The sequence below is a fragment of the Anaeromyxobacter terrae genome (assembly GCF_022690685.1).
Taxonomy (GTDB): domain Bacteria; phylum Myxococcota; class Myxococcia; order Myxococcales; family Anaeromyxobacteraceae; genus Anaeromyxobacter; species Anaeromyxobacter terrae.
Genome location: NZ_JALCYY010000078.1, coordinates 1 through 20,011 on the forward strand (window position 1 = coordinate 1; position 20,011 = coordinate 20,011).

Consider the following 20,011-nt stretch of genomic DNA (forward strand, 5'->3'; position numbering starts at 1 on the left):
GCCCGCCCGCGTCCCGGCCCTCGCGCCGCCCGCGCCGCGCCGAGGCGCTCGGCTCGGCGGCGGCCGGCTCCTCCTCGTGGTGGCCGTCTCGGGCCTGGCGCTGGTCGGGGCCGCCGCGGGTACGCTCGCCTGGAGCGACCGCGCCCGGCTCCGCCACCTCGCCCTTCCCACGGTGAGCGACCCGTCGCTCGCGCCCGAGCCGCCCGCGGCGCTCGCCGAGCTGCCGCCCTGCGCGAGCGAGCCGCTCGCGCGGCTCGGCCGCCGCGTCACCGCGGTGCTCTCCGCGGCCGACGGAGCGACCGTCGTCGGCACCTTCGACGACGGCGTCGTGTGGCTCGGGCCGGACGGCGCGGCGGAGGCGGTCCTGGGGCTCGAGGGGCGCGAGCGGTTCGTGAACGCGCTCGCGGAGCACGACGGGCTCGTGTGGGCCGCGACGCAGGGCGGCCTCGTGGCGCTCGACGCGGCGCGGGAGGCGTTCGTGCTCCTGCGCGGGGACGGCGTCACGACCCTCGCCCGCGCCGGGGCGCGCCTCTACGCCGGGACTGCGCGCGGGGTGTTCCGGATCTCCGCGGACCGCGGCGCGGAGCCGATGGCGGTGACCGGCCCGGACGGCGAGCCGATCCGCGCGACGGCGCTCGCCGCGACCGCGACCGATCTCTGGATCGGGACGGCGTCGGGCGCCTACGCGCTGCCCCTCGCGAGCCTCGACGCGCCGCTCCTCTCGCGGACCGCCACCTGGCACCCGCTCGTGTTCGGCGCGCCGGGTGCCGCGACGAACGTGGTCACCGCGCTCGCGCCGCTCGGCGAGGGCGCGCTCGCCGGCACCGACGACGGCGGGCTGGTGCGGCTCGCGCGGGACGGCGGCGTCGCGGCGCTCAGGCTCGCCGACGCGCGCGCGAACGAGGTGAACCCGAACGCCGCCGCGGTCGCCGGTGACGGCGTGGTGGTCGGGACGCAGGGCGGCGGGCTCGTCTTCGCGCGGTCTTCGGAGGCCGGGCTCGGCGCGGGGAGGCCGCGCGGCCTCGAGAAGCTGGCGGTGTCCGCGGTGGGGACCGGGCCGGGCGAGGTGATCCTGGCCGGGACCGCGGACGGCGAGGTGCTGAGGATCGCGTGCGCGCGCCCGGGGTCTTGAGGAGCGAGGCTACCCCCCGAACACGACGGCGAGACGGCGACGGAGCTCGTCGCGGACCTCGCGGAACGCCTGGAGCTGCTCCTCCTCCGTCTCCCCGGCGCCGGCGGGATCGGGCAGGCCCCAGTGGACGCGGTGCGCCTTTCCCAGGAACACCGGGCAGACCTCCTCGGCGCAGAGGGTGACGACGGCGTCGACGCCGTCGGGGGGGATCTCGTCCACGCCCTTCGAGCGCTGGCCGCGGAGATCGAGGCCGATCTCGGCGAGCGCGCGGATGGCGAGGGGGTTCACGCGCGAAGGCCGCGAGCCGGCGGACGAGACCGTGACGCCGGGGGGCGCGAGCGACCGGGCGATCCCCTCCGCCATCTGGCTGCGGGCGGAGTTCGCGACGCAGAGGAACAGCACGTGTCGGGGCGCGCGCCTCCGGAGCTCCTCCGCCTCCCGCTGCCAGGCCGGAGCGGTCACGGGCTCGCCTTCTCCCGCGGGGCGGGGAAGCTGCCCGCGCAGTTCTTCACGCCCGCGAGCTCCGCGGTCTCGCCCGGGAAGAAGCGGTCGCGGAGCCTGAGGGCGACCGTGACGAGGCCGATGAGCACCGGCACCTCGACGAGCGGCCCGATCACCGCCGCGAACGCCGCGCCGTGCGCCATCCCGAAGGTCGCGACCGCCACCGCGATGGCGAGCTCGAAGTTGTTCGACGCCGCCGTGAAGGACAGCGTCGCGGTCTGGCCGTAGGTCGCCCCCACCCTCCGGCTCATGAAGAACGAGACGAAGAACATGACGACGAAGTAGACGAGGAGCGGGATCGCGATCCGCACCACGTCGAGCGGCACCTGCACGATGGTCTCGCCCTTGAGCGAGAACATCACGACGATGGTGAAGAGGAGCGCGACGAGCGTGAGCGGCGAGACGCGCGGGATGAAGACCCGGCGGTACCACTCCTCGCCCTTCCAGGCGCGGAGCCCGAAGCGGCTCGCCATCCCCGCGAGGAAGGGGATGCCCAGGTAGACGAAGACGCTCCGGGCGATCTCGCCGATGGTGATGTGGACCTCGGCGCCGGCGAGCCCCAGCCACCGCGGCAGGACCGTGATGAAGACCCACGCGTAGACCGAGAAGAACAGCACCTGGAAGAGCGAGTTGAACGCCACGAGGCCGGCGCAGTACTCGGTGTCACCCTTCGCGAGGTCGTTCCAGACGATCACCATCGCGATGCAGCGCGCGAGGCCGATGAGGATGAGGCCGACCATGTACTCGGGGCGGTCGCGCAGGAAGATCACCGCCAGCGCGAACATGAGCAGCGGTCCCACGATCCAGTTCTGGACGAGGGAGAGCCCGAGCACCTTCCCGTTCCGGAAGACGCGCGGCAGCTCCTCGTAGCGGACCTTCGCGAGGGGCGGGTACATCATCAGGATGAGGCCCACCGCGATCGGGATCGAGGTCGTCCCGACCGACATCCGCTCGAGCATCGGGACGACGCCCGGCACGAGGAAGCCGAGCGCCACGCCCGCGCCCATGGCGAGGAAGATCCAGAGCGTCAGGTAGCGGTCGAGGAACGAGAGGCCGCGGGTCACGCCTTCGCGGGCCGGGGCGACGAGGGTGGCTTCGGACATGGGCTAGAGGCTCCCGACGAGGGACTTGAGCCGGCGCAGGGTGCGGGGCTCGATGCAGTAGCAGACGCGCGGACCGTCGATCTCCCCGCGGACGAGGCCCGCCTCCTTGAGCACCTTGAGGTGCTGCGAGACGGTGGACTGCGCGAGGGGGAGCTCGTCGACGATGTCGCCGCAGACGCACGCCTCGCGGCGGACCAGCAGGCGGAGGATCTGGACCCGCGCCGGGTGGCCGACGGCCTTCGCGAGGAGGGACAGCTCCTCGTCGGCCTCGTCGCCCTCGACCGGCCGGAGGTCGGGTCCCAGCTTCGGCTCCGGGGCCGGAGCGCAGGTCGGGCCCTTCTTGAGCTGAGGAGACATGAATCGTTCATCTACGATGAACGCTCCCGCGGCGCAAGGCCGGCCGGCCAGGTCAGCGCCGGACCGCGAAAGACACGGCGAGAGAGCGCACGCGCTGCCATTCCGGCGCGAGCCGCCGGCTCGCCTCCTGGTCGTAGAAGACCCGAAGCACGAGCGTGTCGGAGGAGACCTCGACGCCACCGCCGAGGTCGTTGAACGTGACGCGCACGTCGTCGGAGTCGATCCGAAACTCGTCGTACGCGAAGAGCGCCACCCTCTGCGCAGGGGTCCGCCAGAGGAACTCGGTGAGGTTCCGATACTCGAAGTAGCGGTCGGTCACGTGCCACTCGTTCCCCTCCCGGTTGAGGAGGCGAACGGGGCCGAGCGCTTCCTGGAGCACGAGATCGCCGACGAGCAGGTCTCCGCGGCGGCGGGCCTTGTCCCCGTAGACGTTCTCGTCTCGCGCGTAGTAGGCGGCCAGCGAGAGCCACTCGAGCACCCGCGAGCGCGCCCCCGCGGAGAGCTTCTCGTACACGAGCCCTCCGCGGCGGAACCGAGACTCGCTCCTCCCGAAGAAGCCCGGAGCCGATGGAGCAGGATCCCCTGCAGCAGCCCACGGCGACGCCTGGGCGTCCAGGAACAGCCGCACCTCCTGCTGCGCGCGCGCGGCGCCGGGCTGGAGCAGCGCGGCGAGGACCAGCGTCCAGATCGGCGATCTCACGGGAGCAGGCCCCAGCCGAGCTTGGCCGCGACCGCGAGGAGGACGACGCCGAGAAGCGTCCTCACCTGAGGCCCCTTCAGCTTGTCCGTCATGAGATACGAGCCGACCAGCGCGCCGCCGGCCGAGCCTCCCGCAGTGATCGCGACCACCCGTCCATCCAGCCCGGAGAGCGTGGCGTGGCCGAGGAATCCGGCGAGCGACGAGAAGATCACCGCGAAGGACGTCGTCGCCGAGGCGCGCCGCGGCTCGACGCCCGCGGCGACGAGCGCGGGAGCGATGATGTTGCCGCCCCCCACGCCGAGGAGCCCTCCGACGAATCCCGCGACCGCGCCCACCCCGGAGCCGAAGGCCGCGGCTCGCATCGCGGACGGGTTGCCATCACGCGCGCGCGGCGACGGACGGAGCATCATCGCCGCCGCGAAGACGAGGAACAGGCAGAAGAGGCCGAGGAGCGTGCGCCGCTCGAGTCCCTGGCTGGCCCAGGCGCCGAGCGGCGCGAGCGCCGCCGCGACGACGAGGATCGGCAAACCGGTGCGGTAGTCGACGAAGCCTCGGCGCGCGTTCCGCACCGTGGCGACGGCGAGCGCGACGGCGTTCAGCAGGAGCGCCGTGGCCATCGCTGCGTGGACCTCGATCCCGAGCGCGATGAAGACTGGGATGAGGATGAACGCGGCCCCGACCCCCGCGATCGTGAGGACCGCCGTGAAGGCGAAGGTCACCGCGCCGGCGAGGAGCAGGATCACGGGAGCCTCGCGCCGGTCAGAGAGACTTCTCCTGGCAGGGGATGCAAACGAGCCGGTCGCCCGCGACGCGCAGGTACTTCTCCACGACCAGCTCGCCGCAGCCCTGGCACGCGCGGACGGAGAAGGTCTCCGGGTTCTTCTCCACGTCCTCCCTGAACTCCGCGCCCACCGTGAGGATCTGGTCCTGCGGCGCGCTCATCACCTGGTCGATGAGCGGCTCCACGACCGCCGCCGGGACACGAGACGCGGGGACGCCCTTCGACCGGTACTCCTGGAAGAACGGGGTCTGCTTCATCTTCGCCTGCGCGTCGGCGCGCGGGACCACGCGCACGGCACGGCCGGTCGCGCGATCGACGAGCGTGAGGCCGAACTTGCCGTAGGAGACCTTGCGGATGTTGCCCTTCCCGAAAGTGCAGCCGGTGATCATCTGGACGCCGTCGGCGAAGCAGTGCGCGCAGTGGTGGTCGCCGAGCTCCACGATGGCCAGGAGGTCCTTGTCCTTGGCGCGCGCGACCGCGAGCGCGTTCATCGCGGCGGCGCCGGCGCGGAGGCCGAGCGGCATGGCGGGGCACTTATGGCCGTGGAGCAGCAGTCCGGCCTCGAGGAACTCCCTGGATTCGATCATGGCCTCTCCTGAGGCAGGCGCCGGAAGCGGCGCTGCGGGGCGACCGTAGGAGCCTCGGGACGAGCGTCCGTTGACTGGAGGCAACGCGCGTCCGATTCGTGGCCGGGGCGTTCAGGGCGTCCGCGCGCCCGCGGCCGCCGCACGGAGCCGGTCCGGGTCGAGGACCTGCAGGCGCCGCGGCCCGAGCCTGTGCAGCACGCCGGACGCGACCAGCTTCGTGACCGCGCGCGAGAAGCTCTCGGGCGCCACGCCGATCGCGGCGGCGAGCTCGCCCGAACGGACCGGGAGATCGATCACCGCGAGCCCTCCGGAGGCCTCGTCGGGCAGGAGTGACGCCAGCGCCGAGGCCACGCGCGGAAGCGCCTCCGGGACCGACGACCGCTCGATCCGATCGAAGGCCTCGCGCAGCCGCGTCGCGAGGAGCTGGACGAGCGCGAGCGCCACCTTCGGGTCGCGCTCGAAGGCGCCGACCAGCGCGGAGCGGGGCATCACCAGGGCCGTGACGGTCTCGAGCGCCTGAGCGCTCGCGGGATAGGGCCGCCCGTCGAGGAACGGCATGAAGCCGAAGACGTCACCCGGGCCGAAGAGGTAGAGCGTGACCGCTTTCCCGTTCGCCAGGACCCGATGGATCTTCACGCGGCCGGACTCGATGGCGACGAGCATCCCGGCGTCGTCGCCTTCGCGGAAGACGAGGTCGCCCGGCTGGAAGGTCCTGTGGTGAGAGAACGGGGCGAGGAGCTCTCGCGCCCGGTGCGCCAGATCGTCGCGCCCCTCCTTCACCGTCTCATCCTTCACGAGCAACCTCCGGAGGCATGGGCGAAGCCCGCGCCGCGAGAACCGGCACGGATTGAGTGCAGTCAATGAGTGCGCCGGGGCGAGAGCGGAGGGTGGCGGGCGGCGGAGGAGTCATCGTCAAGCCACGATGACAGGGCGCGGCGGATCCACGATACTCCCGCCGCGCACGAAGGAGATCCGGATGAAGCGTTTAGGCCAGGTGGTCGCCGTCATCGTCCTGCTCGCAGCTGCGGTCGCCGTCGTGGCCGCGCGCCGCGATCGCAAGGACGGCGCGGCCGAGGACGGGCGCCGTGCCGGCGTCGCGGTGAGCGCGGAGATCGTTCGCGTGCCGCGGCTCGTGGACCTCGGCGCCGGGAGGTGCATCCCCTGCAAGGCGATGGCGCCCCTCCTCGAGGAGCTCCGAGCCGAGTACGCCGGGCGCCTCGAGGTCCAGTTCATCGACGTGTGGAAGGACCCGGACGCCGCGAAGCCCTTCGGCATCGACATGATCCCCACCCAGATCTTCTTCTCCGCGGACGGGCGCGAGCTCGCTCGGCACGTGGGGTTCATGTCGAAGGAGGAGATCCTGGCGCAGTGGCGCGCCGCCGGGGTCTCCCTCTGAGGAGGAGATCGTGGGCGAGCTCCTCGGCGCCTTCGGTCGGGCCTTCGCCGCATCGGCAGCGCTGGCGCTGCCGGCTGCCTTCCTGTGGGGCGTGCTGTCGGTGGTCCTGAGCCCGTGCCATCTCTCGAGCATCCCGCTCGTGGTGGCGTACATGAGCGGCGGCGAGGAGCTTCCGGAGAGGCGGCGTGCTCTGGCCCTCGCCACCAGCTTCGCGTCGGGCGTCCTCGGGAGCATCGCCTTCGTCGGGCTGGCGACCGCCGCCGCGGGGCGGATCGCGGGTGATGTCGGGCGAGCCGGGAGCTACGCGCTCGTGGCGGTCTTCCTCGCGTTCGGGCTGAACCTCCTCGGCATCCTTCCGCTGCCGTCCTTCTCCGCCGGGCGGTCCGCCTCCGGACGCAGGGGAGCGGCGGGCGCGTTCGTCCTCGGCCTCGCCTTCGGGGCCGCGCTCGGGCCGTGCACGTTCGCGTTCATGGCGCCGCTCCTCGCCCTCGCGTTCCGGACCGGCGCTCGGAGCGCCGTCTACGGAGCGCTCCTCGTGGCGCTGTACGGGCTCGGCCACGCGATGGCCATCGCGGCGGCAGGGACCTCCGCCCAGAGCGTGCAGCGGTGGCTTGCGTGGAGGGCTGGAGCGCGTGCCGCCACCCTGCTGCGTGGCGTCGCCGGCGTCGCCGTCATCGCGGGGGGCCTCTGGTTCCTCTACACGGCGCCATGACGGAGGGACGAATGAAGACGCCCGTGCTCGACTCGACGCCCGAAGCGCCGCCCTGCTGCTCGGGCGCCGCTGCTCAGCGGACCGCGGTCGCGCCATCCCGCACCGGGCGGACGCTCCTCGCGCTCGCGCTCGCCCTCGTCGGCTGGTCCCTCGCGTACGCGGCGATCCGCCCGCTCTCCGAGCTCCTGGCGTTCCGGGCGCTCGGCCTCGCCCCGGCCTCGCACCTGGGCCAGAGCGTGGCGTTCTTCCTCTACGACGCCCCGAAGGTGCTGCTGCTCCTCGTTCTCATCGTCTTCGCCGTGGGGATGGTGCGCTCGTTCTTCACCGCCGAGCGGACCCGCGCCGTGCTCGCCGGCAAGCGCGAGTCGGTGGGGAACGTGCTCGCCGCGCTCTTGGGCGTCGTGACGCCGTTCTGCTCCTGCTCCGCCGTCCCGCTCTTCCTCGGGTTCGTCGAGGTCGGCATCCCGCTGGGTGTCACGCTGTCCTTCCTCGTCGCCGCGCCCATGGTGAACGAGGTCGCGCTGGTCCTCCTCTTCGGGCTCTTCGGGTGGAAGGTCGCCGCGCTGTACCTCGTGACGGGGCTCGCGATCGCCATCGCCTCGGGCTTCGTGCTGGGCAGGATGAAGCTCGAGCGCTTCGTCGAGCCGTGGGTCTACGCGTCGATGAAGGGGAGCGCGTCCCACGCGCGCGAGCGGCTCGGGTTGCAGGGCCGGATCGAGAAGGGGGCCGAGGCGGTCCGGGACGTGGTCGGCAAGGTGTGGCCGTGGGTGCTCGCCGGGATCGCGGTGGGCGCAGGAGTCCACGGGTACGTCCCGGAGGGACTGCTCGCCGGCTTCATGGGGAAGTCGGCCTGGTGGTCCGTCCCGGCGGCGGTCGCGATCGGCGTCCCGATGTACTCGAACGCGGCGGGCGTCATCCCGGTGGTGGAGGCGCTGCTCGGGAAGGGCGCCGCGCTCGGGACCGTGCTCGCCTTCATGATGTCGGTGATCGGCCTCTCGCTCCCGGAGATCGTGATCCTCCGGAAGGTGCTCCGGCCGCCGCTCATCGCCGCCTTCGTCGGGATCGTCGCGCTCGGGATCCTGCTCGTCGGCTGGCTCTTCAACGCGGTCCTCTGATGAGGTGACGACATGAAGATCCAGGTGCTCGGTACCGGCTGCGCCAGGTGCAAGGTGCTCACCGCCAACACCGAGAAGGCCGTCCAGGCGCTCGGGCTCGCGGTGGCGGTCGAGAAGGTGGAGGACCTCCGCGAGATCATGAGGCTCGGGGTGATGACCACGCCCGCGCTCCTGGTGGACGGGAAGATCCGCGCCGCCGGAAAGGTCCTCACCGCCGACGCGGTGATGGACCTCCTGCGGTCCTGAGGCGAGGGCCGCGCGACGAGGTCCTCAGCCCGGGATCGCCTCGTACGCTCGCCTCACGTCGTCGGCCCCGTAGCTCCGCTCGAGCCGCCTCACGGTGAAGTGTCCCCACGCGGTCTTCTGGTAGTGCTGGATGAACACCGAGTTGATGCCGGCGCCGGCGAGCGCGCCCACGATGGGGACGAGCTGGGCGACCGCCTTCTCGGCGACCTGCGTCCCGAACTTCTGGGCGATGAGCCCGACGAGGCGCGCGACGGCCGGCGCGCTGCGCTCGGCGGCGAGGTCTCCGATCGCGCGGGCGCCGAGCTGCTCGGCGGCGCGCGCGACCGCCTGCGAGAGCGCCACGCGCACCGCGAAGTAGCCTGCCTCGGCGGCGTCGTCCGTGGCGGCCCGGCCGCCCATCGCGAAGACGCCGAGGCACTCGAGCCGCACCCGCAGCTCCGAGAGGTCCTCCCCCTGCGCGCGCGCGTGATCCGCGATCGAGCGGAGCATGAGCGTCGTCGAGAAGGGCAGCTCGATGGGGAGGGTCGCGGCGCCGAGCGCCCCGCCGAGCGCCCCGGAGGCGATGACGGCCGCGCGGTGCGCGAGGTCGGAGACGGCGCCGGCCGGTCCGCGCACGGCGAGCGGAGGCGAGCCGCCGGCCCCCGTCGCCTCGCGGAAGTCGAGGGTTCGCACGGCGAGCTCGAGCCCCTTCTCGAGCGCGCTGCGCGTCGCGCTGCCTACGAGGTCGCGCGTTCGGGCCGGCAGCTTCTCGACGAGCCGCTCGATCGGCCGGCCGACGCGGCTCGCGAGCTTGATGGCGAGATCCGGGGTCTCGAGGACGTGCTTCGCCTGCTCGAGGGCGAGGGCGTCGGCTCGGTCGAAGGCTGGCATCCGCGAAGCCTACCGCGCGGAGCGCGCCCGCGCCGCGCCCCGGTCGGCCTGGCCCCTGGCCGTTCAGGCCGCGGGCGCCGGCAGCACGCCGGCCACGAGAAACGTGCTGCGCGGGAACGCCTCGGTGTCGATCGTGAGGGCGCGCTCGTGCCGGAACTCGACGTCGTGCGCGGCGGTGACCGTGCAGTACCAGGTCTCCGGGGTCGCGAGCGGCGCCGGCGCCGCGAAGGCGGCCGGCGAGAAGAGCGCCACGTTCAGGCCGCGGCGAGGGTCGCGCGCCGAGGAGTAGCGGACCGCCTCGATGCCGTCCGCCCGCATCTCGGTCCCGAGCCGCTGACTCGCCGTGTAGTCGGTGGGCGAGCAGATCTTGCGGAGGGAGGCCTTGAAGGCGGGCGACGACAGGTCCACCCCCGCCCGCGTCGCGACCTCGACCTGGAACGCCGAGAAGGGCATCGCGTGGGGCGCGAGCTTCGCCTTCGTGCCCTCGAAGAAGACGATCCGGTAGTACGCCGTCTCGGCGAGCGCGGTGCGGAGCTCCTCGGAGCCGTACCAGAGGCTCGGCTCGTGGCGGCCCCCGAAGCGCGAGCCGTACCGGAGCGGCGGATACCTGAAGGGAGAGTAGAGGAGGTAGTGCAGCCTCGCGAACGCGGGGTCCGGCGGCAGCGGCGGCTTGTGGGCGTCGATCATCCGCTCGAGCAGCGCGTGCTCGGCGTCAGAATCGACGAGGGGCCGCGTCGAGATGATCCGCTGGCTCTCGGCGACGCGCCAGGGCCGGCCCCCGAGCTCCCGGGCGTTAGACCTTCCCCCGCATCGCGTCCAGATACTGCGTGACATTCACCAGCCCCTCGACGCTCCGCACGAGGAGTGCGGGAGTGCCGCCGAGATGATCGTTCTCGGCGTGGAACCACGCGCGGCAGCTCGCTGCGTCTCCCAGTAAAGCATTGAGGCTGCGGTACATGCGCAGGAAAGTGAGCGCGAGCTCGCCCTCCTTGGCGCCGGGGTCGATCGCCCGGGCGGACGCGCGGAGCCGCGAGACGGAGGCGCCGCTGACGCCGATGATCCGCGCGAGCTGCGCGTCGGTGAGCTCGAGGAGCTCGGCCGCGCGGAGCGTCGCCTTGGTCAGGACGGCGCCGGGGTCGGGCGCCCTCGCGTTGTGGGCGGATGCGCGCATCGGGACCTCCGGGTGGGCGCGGGGACAGCCTGTTTCATCTGGAAGACTAATGGCAGCATCTTTCATTTGCAAGATGCCGTGCCGCGCCGGCCGGATGGGTCGCCGCCGCGCCGGTCCCGCCGGAGGCCAGCGTCGGCGGGGCCGGGGCGCAGCCTCCGTCGGATCGATCAGGGCACGAGCACCGCCGCGCCCTCGATCCGCCCAGCCCGCAGCCGATCGAGCGCCTCGTTGGCCGCGGCGAGCGGGAACGGCGTCACCTCGCAGCGCACCGGCACCTGCGGCGCGAGCGCGAGGAACGCCTCGCCGTCCGCGCGGGTGAGGTTCGCGACGGAGCGCAGGACGCGCTCCCCCCACAGGAGCGCGTACGGGAACGACGGGATGTCGCTCATGTGGATGCCGGCGCAGACGACCGTCCCGCCCGGCGCCACGGCGGCGAGCGCAGCGGGGACGAGCGCCCCCACGGGCGCGAAGATCACGGCGGCGTCGAGGGGAGCGGGCGGGGGCGCGTCCGACCCGCCCGCCCAGGCCGCCCCGAGGTCGAGCGCGAGCCGCTGCGCGCCGTCGTCGCCGGGCCGCGTGAACGCGAGGACCTCCTGCCCGGCGTGGCGCGCCACCTGCGCGAGGATGTGGCCGGCCGCGCCGAAGCCGTAGATCCCGAGCCGCCGCGCCTCCCCCGCCATGCGCCAGGCGCGGTGCCCGATGAGGCCGGCGCAGAGGAGCGGCGCGGTCGCGACCGGATCGGTTCCGGGCGCGAGCGGAAACGCGAAGCGCGCGTCGGCGACGGCGTACTCGGCGTAGCCGCCGTCCCGCTGCCAGCCGGTGAAGCGCGCTCGCTCGCACAGGTTCTCGCGGCCGGCCCCGCAGAACCGGCACGCGCCGCACGCCCACCCGAGCCACGCCACGCCGGCGAGATCGCCCGGCGCGAAGCGCGCCACCGCCGCACCCGCCCGGACGACCTCGCCGACGATCTCGTGCCCCGGCACGATCGGTCGTCCGGGGAGGGCGAGATCGCCGTCCGCGACGTGCAGGTCGGTCCGGCAGACGCCGCAGGCGAGGACGCGCACCAGGATCTCGTCCGGCCCGGGCTCGGGGACGGGGAGGTCGCGGGCGGCGAGCGGCCGGCCCGGATGCTCGACGACCATCGCGCGCATGCCGGAGAGCGTACCGCCTTCCGGCGGACGCGGGTCGAGGCTCTGCGGTCCGCTCCCACCCGAAGGGCGGACGGCCGGACCCCCGCCCGGATCGCACCGTTGGCTCGGTGCAGCGAGCCGGGACGCGCACCCGACGTGCGGATCGTCGCCGGCAGGCATTGATCGGCAGGCGCATCTCATTAGGAGTTCCACCCGAGCTCAGAGCCACATCGCAAAGACCGTGAGGCGCCCCGAATGGACCCGCTTGCCAGCCCCGACTTGGACCCGCAGGAGACGCGCGAGTGGCTCGACGCCCTGGAGGGCGTCCTCGAGCGCGAAGGGACGGAGCGCGCGCACTTCCTCATCGAGCACCTCATCGACCGGGCGCGCCGGGCCGGTGCGTACGTGCCGTTCTCCGCCAACACCGCCTACATCAACACGATCCCCGTCGAGAAGCAGCCGCGCTTCCCGGGCGACTTCGCCCTGGAGCAGCGGATCCGCCACTACATCCGCTGGAACGCGATGGCGATGGTGGTGCGCGCGAACAAGCACACCAACGTCGGCGGCCACATCGCGAGCTTCGCCTCCGCCGCGACCCTCTACGACGTCGGCTACAACCACTTCTGGCGCTCCTGGTCCGAGGAGCGCGGCGGCGACCTCGTGTTCCTGCAGGGCCACTCCTCGCCCGGCATCTACGCGCGGGCGTTCCTGCTCGGCCTTCTCAGCGAGGAGCAGCTCACGAACTTCCGCCAGGAGGTCGAGGGGAAGGGCATCTCGTCCTACCCGCACCCCTGGCTGATGCCCGAGTTCTGGCAGTTCCCCACCGTGTCGATGGGGCTCGGCCCGCTCATGGCCATCTACCAGGCCCGGTTCATGAAGTACCTGCACGACCGCGGCGTGGTGGACACCGAGGGGCGCAAGGTGTGGGCCTTCACCGGCGACGGCGAGATGGACGAGCCGGAGGCGATGGGCGCCATCGGGCTCGCCGGGCGGGAGAAGCTCGACAACCTCATCTTCGTCGTGAACTGCAACCTGCAGCGGCTCGACGGGCCGGTGCGCGGCAACGGCAAGATCATCCAGGAGCTCGAGAGCACGTTCCGGGGCGCCGGCTGGAACGTCATCAAGGTGATCTGGGGCCGGCACTGGGACCCGCTGCTCGCCAGGGACAAGAACGGCGCCCTGCGCCGCCGGATGATGGAGGTCGTGGACGGCGAGTACCAGCTCTACAAGTCCCGCAGCGGCGCCTACGTGCGCGAGCACTTCTTCAACACCCCGGAGCTCAAGGACCTCGTCTCCGAGCTCTCCGACGACGACGTCTGGCGCCTCAACCGCGGCGGCCACGATCCGTTCAAGGTCTACGCGGCCTACGAGGCGGCGGTGAAGCACGAGGGCCAGCCGACGATCATCCTCGCGAAGACCATCAAGGGCTACGGCATGGGCGAGGCGGGCGAGGCGATGAACATCGCCCACCAGCAGAAGAAGATCGCGGTGGACGCGATCCGCCGCTTCCGCGACCGCTTCGACCTCCCCGTCCCCGACGACGAGCTCGAGGAGGTGCCGTTCCTCAGGTTCGAGGAGGGCTCGAAGGAGCTCGAGTACATGAAGGCGCGCCGCGCCGAGCTCGGGGGCGATCGCCCGCGCCGGCGGCGCCGCGCGCCGGAGTCGCTCGAGGTCCCGCCGCTCGCCACGTTCGACCGGCTCCTCAAGAGCACCGAGGACCGCGAGATCTCCACCACCATGGCGCTCGTGCAGCTGATGAGCATGCTCGCGCGCGACAAGAAGATCGGCGCGCGCGTCGTGCCCATCGTGCCGGACGAGGGGCGCACCTTCGGGATGGAGGGCATGTACCGGCAGCTCGGCATCTGGAGCCACGTCGGCCAGCTCTACACGCCGGAGGACTCCGAGCAGCTCGCCTTCTACCGCGAGGACAAGAAGGGCCAGGTGCTGCAGGAGGGCATCACCGAGGCGGGCGGGATGGCGGACTGGATGGCGGCGGCGTCGGCGTACTCGACGCACGGCCGGTCGATGATCCCGTTCTACCTCTTCTACTCGATGTTCGGCTTCCAGCGCGTCGGCGACTTCGCGTGGGCGGCGGGCGACATGCGCTGCCGCGGCTTCCTCGTCGGCGGCACCTCGGGTCGCACCACCCTGAACGGCGAGGGGCTCCAGCACGAGGACGGCCACTCGCACGTGTTCTCGTCGGTGATCCCGAACTGCCGCTCCTACGATCCGACCTTCTCCTACGAGGTCGCCGTCATCGTGCAGGACGGGCTGCGACGCATGGTGCAGGAGCAGGAGGACGTCTACTACTACCTGACGGTCCTCAACGAGAACTACGTGCACCCCGCCATGCCCGAGGGCGCTGCCGAGGACATCATCCGCGGCATGTACCTCTTCAAGCGCGGGGCGGCGGGCGACAAGAAGGCGCCGCGCGTCCAGCTGCTCGGGTCGGGCTCGATCTTCCGCGAGGTGATCGCGGCCGCCGACCTCCTGAAGAGCCACTGGGGCGTCGACGCCGATCTGTGGGCCTGCCCGAGCTTCACCGAGCTCGCCCGGGACGGCATGGCGGTCGCGCGCGAGAACCTCCTCCACCCCGACGCGCCGGCGAAGAAGTCGCACGTCGAGCGCTGCCTCGGCGAGACCGCGGGCCCGGTGGTCGCGGCGACGGACTACGTGCGCACCTTCGCCGAGCAGATCCGGCCCTACGTGGGGCGGCGCTACCTCGTGCTCGGCACGGACGGGTTCGGTCGCTCCGACACCCGCGAGCGGCTCCGCCGCTTCTTCGAGGTGGACCGTCACCACGTCGCGGTCGCCGCCCTGAAGTCGCTCGCGGACGAGGGGAAGCTCCCGGCCGCGAAGGTCTCGGAGGCCATCCGCAAGTACGGCATCGATCCCGCGAAGCCGGCGCCGTGGACGGTGTAGGCGCCCCGGAGAGCGAACGACCCATGAGCACCATCGAGGTGAAGGTCCCCGCCCTCGGCGACTTCAAGGACGTGCCGGTCATCGACGTCCTCGTGAAGCCGGGCGACGCGGTGAGCAAGGACGACGCGCTCGTCACGCTCGAGTCGGAGAAGGCGACGATGGACGTGCCGTCGCCCGCGGCGGGCACGATCAAGGCCCTGCGCGTGAAGGTCGGCGATCGCGTGAGCGAGGGGAGCGTCGTGGTCACGCTCGACGCGGGGGAGGCCGGGGCGGCGAAGCCGGCCGCCGCGAAGGCCGCGCCCCAGGCTCCGGCGGCTGCGAAGCAGGCGCCTTCGCCCGCGTCCGCCGGGAAGCGCGACGGGGCGGCGGCCGCGACGGCGCCGGCCGCCGAGCGACCCCCGAAGCGCCCCGCGCCCGTGGCCGCGCCGTCGGGCGGCGTGCGACTCGAGGTGAAGGTACCCGCCATCGGCGATTTCAAGGACGTGCCGGTGATCGAGGTGCTCGTGAAGGCGGGCGACACCGTCGAGCAAGACGATCCGCTCGTCACCCTCGAGTCGGAGAAGGCCACGATGGACGTGCCCGCGCCGGCGGCGGGGACCGTCCGCGAGCTCGAGGTGAAGGCGGGCGATCGGGTGAGCGAGGGGAGCCTCGTGCTCGTGCTCGAGACCGCCGGCGCGCCCGCTCCGGTCGCGGCGCGCGAGCCCGCGCGGGAGGAGCCTGCTCCCATAGCCCCCGCCGCGGCGCCCGCGCCACGCGCCCCGGCGGCCGGTCCGCCGGCCCCGGCCCCGGCGCCTGCGGGCCGGCCCGCGCCGGCGGTCGAAGAGGAGGGCCGCGTCGCCGTGCCTCACGGCTCGCCGTCCGTGCGCAAGCTCGCGCGCGAGCTCGGCGTGGACCTCGCGCGCGTGGAGCCCTCGGGGCCGCGCGGACGGATCCTGCACGAGGACGTGCAGCGCTACGTGAAGGAGGTCATGAGCGCTGCGGCGACCGGCGCTCCGGGCATCGGCCTCGACGTGGCGCCCTGGCCCAAGGTCGACTTCGCGAAGTACGGCCCGGTGGAGACGCGACCCCTCTCGCGCATCAAGAAGATCTCGCGGAAGAACCTCGCCCGGAACTGGGTGATGATCCCGCACGTCACGCAGCACGACGAGGCGGACATCACCGAGCTCGAGAAGTTCCGCGTCGCGCTCAACGCGGAGCACGCGAAGGAGGGGGTCAAGGTGACGCTGCTCGCCTTCCTCGTGAAGGCGTGCGTCGCGGCGCTGCGCAGGTTCCCGGACTTCAACGCGTCGCTCGACGGCGACGCGCTCGTGCTGAAGCAGTACTTCCACATCGGCTTCGCGGCGGACACGCCGGGCGGGCTCGTCGTGCCGGTGGTGAAGGACGCGGACCGGAAGGGCGTGCTCGAGCTCGCGCGCGAGCTCGCGGAGCTCGCGCAGAAGGCGCGCGACGGGAAGCTCCAGCTCGCCGAGATGCAGGGCGGGACCTTCTCCATCTCCAGCCTCGGGGGCATCGGCGGGACGGCGTTCACGCCGATCATCAACGCGCCGGAGGTCGCCATCCTGGGCGTCTCGCGCAGCGTGACCCGGCCGGTGTGGGACGGCGCGCAGTTCGCGCCGCGGCTGATGCTGCCGCTCTCGCTGTCGTACGATCACCGCGTCGTGGACGGCGCGGCCGCGGCGCGCTTCACGAGCTACCTCGCGGCGCTCCTCGCCGACATGCGGCGGGCGATGCTGTGACGTCCCGCACCGGCGCCCCGCCCGGGCGGCGCGCGCCGCTTCACCTGACGTAGACCTTCGAGCGCGAGCGGGGCGGCCGGGATGTCCGGACCGCCCCGCTCATGGTCGGAGCGGCCGGCGGACTACTTGCCGCCGGAGGCCCCTCCGCTGGAACCCGTGCCGCCGCCGGCGCTGGAGCCGTCGCTGCTGCCCGCGGGAGCGTGCGTCGCTCGCGAGCCCGACCCGGTCGTCGACGGCCCGGAGCCCGTGCTCGGGCTCGCGCCGGAGCCGGTCCCCTCGGTCGTGGCGCCCGTGCTGCCGGTCGCCGAGCTGCCGGTGTGGTGCTTCTTCTTCGTCCTCTTCTTGTGGGTCGTCGTCGCGCTCTTGGCCGACGTGTCGCTCGACCCGCTGCTGCCCGAGACGCCGGACTGGCGGCTGCTCGAGCCGGCGCTGCCGGTCCCCATGCCGCTCGTGTCGCTCGAGCTTCCCGAGCCCGTGCCGTACGCGCTGCCGGAGCTGCTGCCGCTCTTGCCGCTGTCGCCGGTCGTGCTCGAGCCGGTCGCGCCGCCCTGGGCGCTCGCGGTGCCGAGGCCGAGCGCCGCCAGCGCGCCGGCCAGGAACATCCCATTCCTGAGCTTCATCCACCCTCCCGTGTGAGGTGATCGCCGTCCGCACCGTGCGGAGGGCGCTGCGCGGCGACGGTGACGCCGGAAGACGACCGAGCGCATGACCCGTATCGGCGGGGGCATCGCCGCCCGCCGCGAGGTCCTTCACCGCCGTTCTGCCGCCGCGCGAGGCTGAAAGCTGCGGCTGCTCCGGCCAGCGGCAACAGACGGGCCGCGGGCGCCTCGGCCGCCCCGCGCGCGCCCGCGCCCTCCGCGCCCCGCCTTCGTACATCGCGCGACATGCGCGCAGCTCGACGCACAGTCGCACCCACCCTCCACGCGCGAGCGGGCATGCCCGTCAGCAGAGGGGTGTTGGTGGAGTCACCCGAGTGCCGCCGAGGCGCATGGGGCTCGCTCGCACATCCGACCACCGATGACGTCTGCCACCCTGCTCACGCTGCTCGTTGCCGCCGCCGCGCCGGCGATCGCCTCCGCCCCCGCCTCGGCGTCGGCCGTCGCCCCGCCTCCGAGCGCGGTCGGCCTTCCCGCGCCGGCCCGGGCCGCCACCGCCGGCGGTGAGGTCACGACCGCCCCGATCGTCCCCTCCGACCCGTGCGACGGGATCGCGTCGCTCCCGGAGGAGGACGGCTGCGCCGGCGCGCCGCTCTGCTCGCCGCGGCAGCGCGTGAAGCTCGCCTGCGATCTCCGCGATGCGATGGAGAAGCGGTACGTGTTCTTCCCGGTGAAGGGGCGCCTCCTCGCCCGCGGCGGCGCGGCGTCGTTCGACTCGCGCGCGCACCTCGACGCGTGCGTCGCGGAGGAGCGGACGATCGCGAAGGAGGAGGATCCGCTCCGGTTCTACGACCGGATGCGCCGCTGCACGGCGGCGTTCGAGGACGGGCACCTGCTCTTCGGCGCGCCGGTGCGGCTGCCCCAGGTGGCGCTCGGGTTCGGCCTGCGGCTCGCCGAGGGCGGCAAGATCGTCATCGCGAACCGCGAGAAGAAGCTCGTGAGCTACCTCGCGAAGGTCTCGGGGCTGCGCGGCATCGAGCAGATCCTCGCGGTCGGCAACGAGGTGCTGGAGATCGACGGCCGGCCGGCGGCGGAGGTCGTGGACGAGCTCGCCCGCTACGTGCCGGCGAGCTCGCGCGGCGCCCGGCTCGAGCGCGCCGTCGACGCGGTCACGCGTCGCGACTTCGACTACCCGCAGCGGCGCACCGCGTCGGTGGCCGTGTCGGTGAAGGGGGCCCGGCGCGTCGTCGAGCTGCCCTGGTGGATCTCCCCCGACGCGGCCGGGCACGTGATGTCGAGGGGCTACGTCCGCCGGACGGGGATCGTCACGACCGATCTCCTCGCCTGGCGCTACGACCAGGGGAAGGACACCTGGGACCGGGATCCGAACGCGGCGCTGGGCTACCTGCGCACGGACACCATCCTGCCGCCGCGCGACGCCGCCGGGCTCACCGACGAGCTCGACGAGGGCGATCAGGTCGCGGTGCGGGTGGGCGAGGTCGTGCGCCGCCGCGATCGCGCCTTCTGCTACGTGCAGATCCTGTCGTTCCTCACCGAGACCCTGCACGCGGCGGGGGAGGAGCCGCGCCCGTTCGGCGCGGTGCTCGAGGGCTTCGTGGGCGAGTGCAAGGACAAGGGGCTCGATCTCGTCGTGGACCTGCGCCAGAACATGGGGGGCTACATCGCCCACTCGAGTACGGTGGCCGCGATGCTGTCCGAGCCGGGGGAGGCCTACCCCGGGGGCGCGCTCGTCCTGCGAGCGACCACGCAGAACCAGCTCGTCTACCAGCAGCGGATGCCCCCCCCGAGCGCCGCGCCCGCCCGCGCCGCGGACGACGCCTTCGAGCCGCGCAAGATCGTCGAGGCGATCGGGCTCGCGCAGCGCGAGCGGCGCGACTACACGCCCGCGTTCCTCGAGGGGCCGGTGCGCGCGAGCGACGCGGTGGGCGGCTACGAGGGCCGGGTGGTGGTGCTCACGAGCCCGAGCTGCATGAGCGCCTGCGATCGGCTCGCCGGGATGCTGCGCGCCTCGCGCCGCGCCGTGCTCGTCGGCGGCCCGACGGAAGGCGCCGGCGGCAGCCAGCAGGAGGCGAAGAACCTCGGCGCGCGCTGGACGGATCCCGACGGGCTCCTCTCGCTCTCCATCCCCAACGCCGCGATGGGCGTGCAGCCGCTCGAGCCCGGCGCGCCGCTCGCCGCGCACGCGGAGCGCTCGGCCGAGGAGTTCTTCGCGGCGCTCGCGTTCGAGAACCGACCCGTGCAGCCGGACGTGCCGTACGCGACCACGGTCGCCGACATCACCGGCCACAACCGCGGCTGGCTCGAGCAGGTCGAGGGCGTCCTCTTCGAGGGGCGCGCGGTGCGCGAGGGGATCGCGGGGTTCTGATCACGAGGCGCCGGCGGGCCCGCTCCGCTCGCCGGCGCTCGAGCTGCGCCGGCCTCAGCGGCGGCGCGGATCGAGGAGCGACAGCAGCGCGGGAGGCGCGACGTCGGAGACCGCGACCGCCGTCTGCGCCGCCTCGGGGACGACGCAGATCCCCTCGCCGAGCGGGCCCTCCGTGCAGCGCGGGCCGTTCGAGGCGAAGCGGGCCGTCGCCTTCGCCGCGCCCGAGCCCGCGGCCGGGACGATCACGGTGAGCGCGTGGTCCCCCACGCGGTAGAGCAGGTGCGCCGCCGGCTCCCCGGCGACGTTGCAGCGGCGCGCGCCGAGGAGCGTCGCGCCCGGCATCGACGGCACGTCGACGCGGTACCCGAGCGCCGACTCGAGCCAGCCCGCCACGCGCGCCGGGTCGTCGGACTGGAACTCGCAGGGCTCGGCGCGCGAGAAGGAGCGGAGGTGGAGCCGCTCGAGGTCGGCGGCGAGCGCGCCCTCGAGGCGGAGGGGGCGGGCGCGCGCGGCGTAGAGGCCGGCGCCGCTCGCCGCGAGGGCGGCGGCGGCGACGACGGCGAGCCGCCG

The 20,011-nt window shown here is 73.3% G+C and carries 21 protein-coding genes; 9 read left to right on the plus strand and 12 right to left on the minus strand.

Annotated elements, in window-relative coordinates:
• Positions 1–1,132: ligand-binding sensor domain-containing protein (locus MNY62_RS22715; RefSeq protein ID WP_279426803.1), on the plus strand; the 1,132-nt coding region annotated here is incomplete at its 5' end.
• 9 nt (positions 1,133–1,141) lie between these two features.
• Here MNY62_RS22715 and MNY62_RS22720 read toward each other — a convergent pair.
• The 7 genes from MNY62_RS22720 to MNY62_RS22750 form a co-directional block, all read right to left on the minus strand.
• A complete protein-coding gene (locus MNY62_RS22720; protein WP_242346625.1) occupies positions 1,142–1,594 on the minus strand; it encodes an arsenate reductase ArsC in 453 nt (150 codons plus the stop codon).
• Positions 1,591–2,736: an ACR3 family arsenite efflux transporter gene (gene arsB, locus MNY62_RS22725; protein ID WP_242346626.1), complete on the minus strand. Its 1,146-nt coding sequence runs from the start codon at positions 2,734–2,736 to the stop codon at positions 1,591–1,593. Before arsB ends, MNY62_RS22720 begins: the two co-directional genes overlap by 4 nt.
• Positions 2,737–2,739: 3 nt before the next feature.
• On the minus strand, positions 2,740–3,093 hold the full coding sequence (locus MNY62_RS22730; protein ID WP_242346627.1) for an ArsR/SmtB family transcription factor: 354 nt from the start codon (positions 3,091–3,093) through the stop codon (positions 2,740–2,742).
• A gap of 52 nt (positions 3,094–3,145) precedes the next feature.
• Positions 3,146–3,793 carry a hypothetical protein gene (locus MNY62_RS22735; protein WP_242346628.1) on the minus strand — a complete coding sequence of 216 codons (648 nt, stop codon included), beginning with the start codon at positions 3,791–3,793 and terminating at the stop codon, positions 3,146–3,148.
• Positions 3,790–4,536 carry a sulfite exporter TauE/SafE family protein gene (locus MNY62_RS22740; protein ID WP_242346629.1) on the minus strand — a complete coding sequence of 249 codons (747 nt, stop codon included), beginning with the start codon at positions 4,534–4,536 and terminating at the stop codon, positions 3,790–3,792. The genes MNY62_RS22735 and MNY62_RS22740 overlap by 4 nt, the downstream gene beginning before the upstream one ends.
• Before the next feature lie 16 nt (positions 4,537–4,552).
• Entirely contained in the window at positions 4,553–5,161 is a 609-nt protein-coding gene (locus tag MNY62_RS22745; RefSeq protein ID WP_242346630.1) for an FmdE family protein, read from the minus strand.
• A gap of 111 nt (positions 5,162–5,272) precedes the next feature.
• Entirely contained in the window at positions 5,273–5,956 is a 684-nt protein-coding gene (locus MNY62_RS22750; protein ID WP_242346631.1) for a Crp/Fnr family transcriptional regulator, read from the minus strand.
• A gap of 181 nt (positions 5,957–6,137) precedes the next feature.
• On the opposite strand from MNY62_RS22750, the gene MNY62_RS22755 reads away from it, so the two are divergent.
• The 4 genes from MNY62_RS22755 to MNY62_RS22770 are packed head-to-tail and all read left to right on the plus strand — an operon-like array spanning position 6,138 to position 8,630.
• Positions 6,138–6,557 carry a thioredoxin family protein gene (locus tag MNY62_RS22755; protein WP_242346632.1) on the plus strand — a complete coding sequence of 140 codons (420 nt, stop codon included), beginning with the start codon at positions 6,138–6,140 and terminating at the stop codon, positions 6,555–6,557.
• A 10-nt stretch (positions 6,558–6,567) separates the two neighbouring features.
• Positions 6,568–7,269, plus strand: a complete 702-nt coding sequence (locus MNY62_RS22760) for a cytochrome c biogenesis CcdA family protein (RefSeq protein ID WP_242346633.1) — start codon at positions 6,568–6,570, stop codon at positions 7,267–7,269.
• 11 nt (positions 7,270–7,280) lie between these two features.
• Positions 7,281–8,384: a permease gene (locus MNY62_RS22765; RefSeq protein ID WP_242346634.1), complete on the plus strand. Its 1,104-nt coding sequence runs from the start codon at positions 7,281–7,283 to the stop codon at positions 8,382–8,384.
• Between the two features lie 12 nt (positions 8,385–8,396).
• A complete protein-coding gene (locus MNY62_RS22770) occupies positions 8,397–8,630 on the plus strand; it encodes a thioredoxin family protein (protein ID WP_242346635.1) in 234 nt (77 codons plus the stop codon).
• Between the two features lie 24 nt (positions 8,631–8,654).
• Here the strand turns inward: MNY62_RS22770 and MNY62_RS22775 are convergent, their stop codons facing one another.
• From MNY62_RS22775 to MNY62_RS22790, 4 genes are all read right to left on the minus strand, one after another.
• Positions 8,655–9,500 (minus strand): EcsC family protein, encoded by an 846-nt coding sequence (locus tag MNY62_RS22775; protein WP_242346636.1) that lies wholly within the window; start codon positions 9,498–9,500, stop codon positions 8,655–8,657.
• Between the two features lie 63 nt (positions 9,501–9,563).
• A complete protein-coding gene (locus MNY62_RS22780) occupies positions 9,564–10,334 on the minus strand; it encodes an RES family NAD+ phosphorylase (protein WP_242346637.1) in 771 nt (256 codons plus the stop codon).
• Complete coding sequence (locus MNY62_RS22785) at positions 10,294–10,671, minus strand: antitoxin Xre/MbcA/ParS toxin-binding domain-containing protein (RefSeq protein ID WP_242346638.1); 378 nt, start codon at positions 10,669–10,671, stop codon at positions 10,294–10,296. Before MNY62_RS22785 ends, MNY62_RS22780 begins: the two co-directional genes overlap by 41 nt.
• A gap of 167 nt (positions 10,672–10,838) precedes the next feature.
• Positions 10,839–11,822 (minus strand): zinc-dependent alcohol dehydrogenase family protein, encoded by a 984-nt coding sequence (locus MNY62_RS22790; protein ID WP_242346639.1) that lies wholly within the window; start codon positions 11,820–11,822, stop codon positions 10,839–10,841.
• A 234-nt stretch (positions 11,823–12,056) separates the two neighbouring features.
• Here MNY62_RS22790 and aceE point away from each other — a divergent pair, with 234 nt between their 5' ends.
• The 4 genes from aceE (at position 12,057) to MNY62_RS22810 (ending at position 19,441) form a co-directional block, all read left to right on the plus strand.
• Positions 12,057–14,723: a pyruvate dehydrogenase (acetyl-transferring), homodimeric type gene (gene aceE / locus MNY62_RS22795; protein WP_242346640.1), complete on the plus strand. Its 2,667-nt coding sequence runs from the start codon at positions 12,057–12,059 to the stop codon at positions 14,721–14,723.
• A gap of 23 nt (positions 14,724–14,746) precedes the next feature.
• Entirely contained in the window at positions 14,747–16,459 is a 1,713-nt protein-coding gene (gene aceF, locus MNY62_RS22800) for a dihydrolipoyllysine-residue acetyltransferase (protein ID WP_242346641.1), read from the plus strand.
• Between the two features lie 81 nt (positions 16,460–16,540).
• Positions 16,541–17,095, plus strand: coding sequence for a hypothetical protein (locus MNY62_RS22805; protein WP_242346642.1), 555 nt, complete (start codon positions 16,541–16,543; stop codon positions 17,093–17,095).
• 381 nt (positions 17,096–17,476) lie between these two features.
• Positions 17,477–19,441, plus strand: coding sequence for a S41 family peptidase (locus MNY62_RS22810; protein ID WP_242346643.1), 1,965 nt, complete (start codon positions 17,477–17,479; stop codon positions 19,439–19,441).
• Between the two features lie 54 nt (positions 19,442–19,495).
• Here MNY62_RS22810 and MNY62_RS22815 read toward each other — a convergent pair.
• The coding region (locus MNY62_RS22815; RefSeq protein WP_242346644.1) for an anti-sigma factor at positions 19,496–20,011 on the minus strand (516 nt) is incomplete at its 5' end.

Excerpts from the sequence above, each read along its gene's own strand:
- arsB (WP_242346626.1), bottom strand. The coding sequence starts at position 2,736 with ATGTCCGAAGCCACCCTCGTCGCCCCGGCCCGCGAAGGCGTGACCCGC.
- MNY62_RS22730 (WP_242346627.1), bottom strand. The coding sequence starts at position 3,093 with ATGTCTCCTCAGCTCAAGAAGGGCCCGACCTGCGCTCCGGCCCCGGAG.
- MNY62_RS22745 (WP_242346630.1), bottom strand. The coding sequence starts at position 5,161 with ATGATCGAATCCAGGGAGTTCCTCGAGGCCGGACTGCTGCTCCACGGC.
- MNY62_RS22755 (WP_242346632.1), top strand. The coding sequence starts at position 6,138 with ATGAAGCGTTTAGGCCAGGTGGTCGCCGTCATCGTCCTGCTCGCAGCT.
- MNY62_RS22765 (WP_242346634.1), top strand. The coding sequence starts at position 7,281 with ATGAAGACGCCCGTGCTCGACTCGACGCCCGAAGCGCCGCCCTGCTGC.
- MNY62_RS22770 (WP_242346635.1), top strand. The coding sequence starts at position 8,397 with ATGAAGATCCAGGTGCTCGGTACCGGCTGCGCCAGGTGCAAGGTGCTC.
- MNY62_RS22775 (WP_242346636.1), bottom strand. The coding sequence starts at position 9,500 with ATGCCAGCCTTCGACCGAGCCGACGCCCTCGCCCTCGAGCAGGCGAAG.
- MNY62_RS22780 (WP_242346637.1), bottom strand. The coding sequence starts at position 10,334 with ATGTCACGCAGTATCTGGACGCGATGCGGGGGAAGGTCTAACGCCCGG.
- MNY62_RS22785 (WP_242346638.1), bottom strand. The coding sequence starts at position 10,671 with ATGCGCGCATCCGCCCACAACGCGAGGGCGCCCGACCCCGGCGCCGTC.
- MNY62_RS22790 (WP_242346639.1), bottom strand. The coding sequence starts at position 11,822 with ATGCGCGCGATGGTCGTCGAGCATCCGGGCCGGCCGCTCGCCGCCCGC.
- aceE (WP_242346640.1), top strand. The coding sequence starts at position 12,057 with ATGGACCCGCTTGCCAGCCCCGACTTGGACCCGCAGGAGACGCGCGAG.
- aceF (WP_242346641.1), top strand. The coding sequence starts at position 14,747 with ATGAGCACCATCGAGGTGAAGGTCCCCGCCCTCGGCGACTTCAAGGAC.
- MNY62_RS22805 (WP_242346642.1), top strand. The coding sequence starts at position 16,541 with ATGTCCGGACCGCCCCGCTCATGGTCGGAGCGGCCGGCGGACTACTTG.
- MNY62_RS22810 (WP_242346643.1), top strand. The coding sequence starts at position 17,477 with ATGACGTCTGCCACCCTGCTCACGCTGCTCGTTGCCGCCGCCGCGCCG.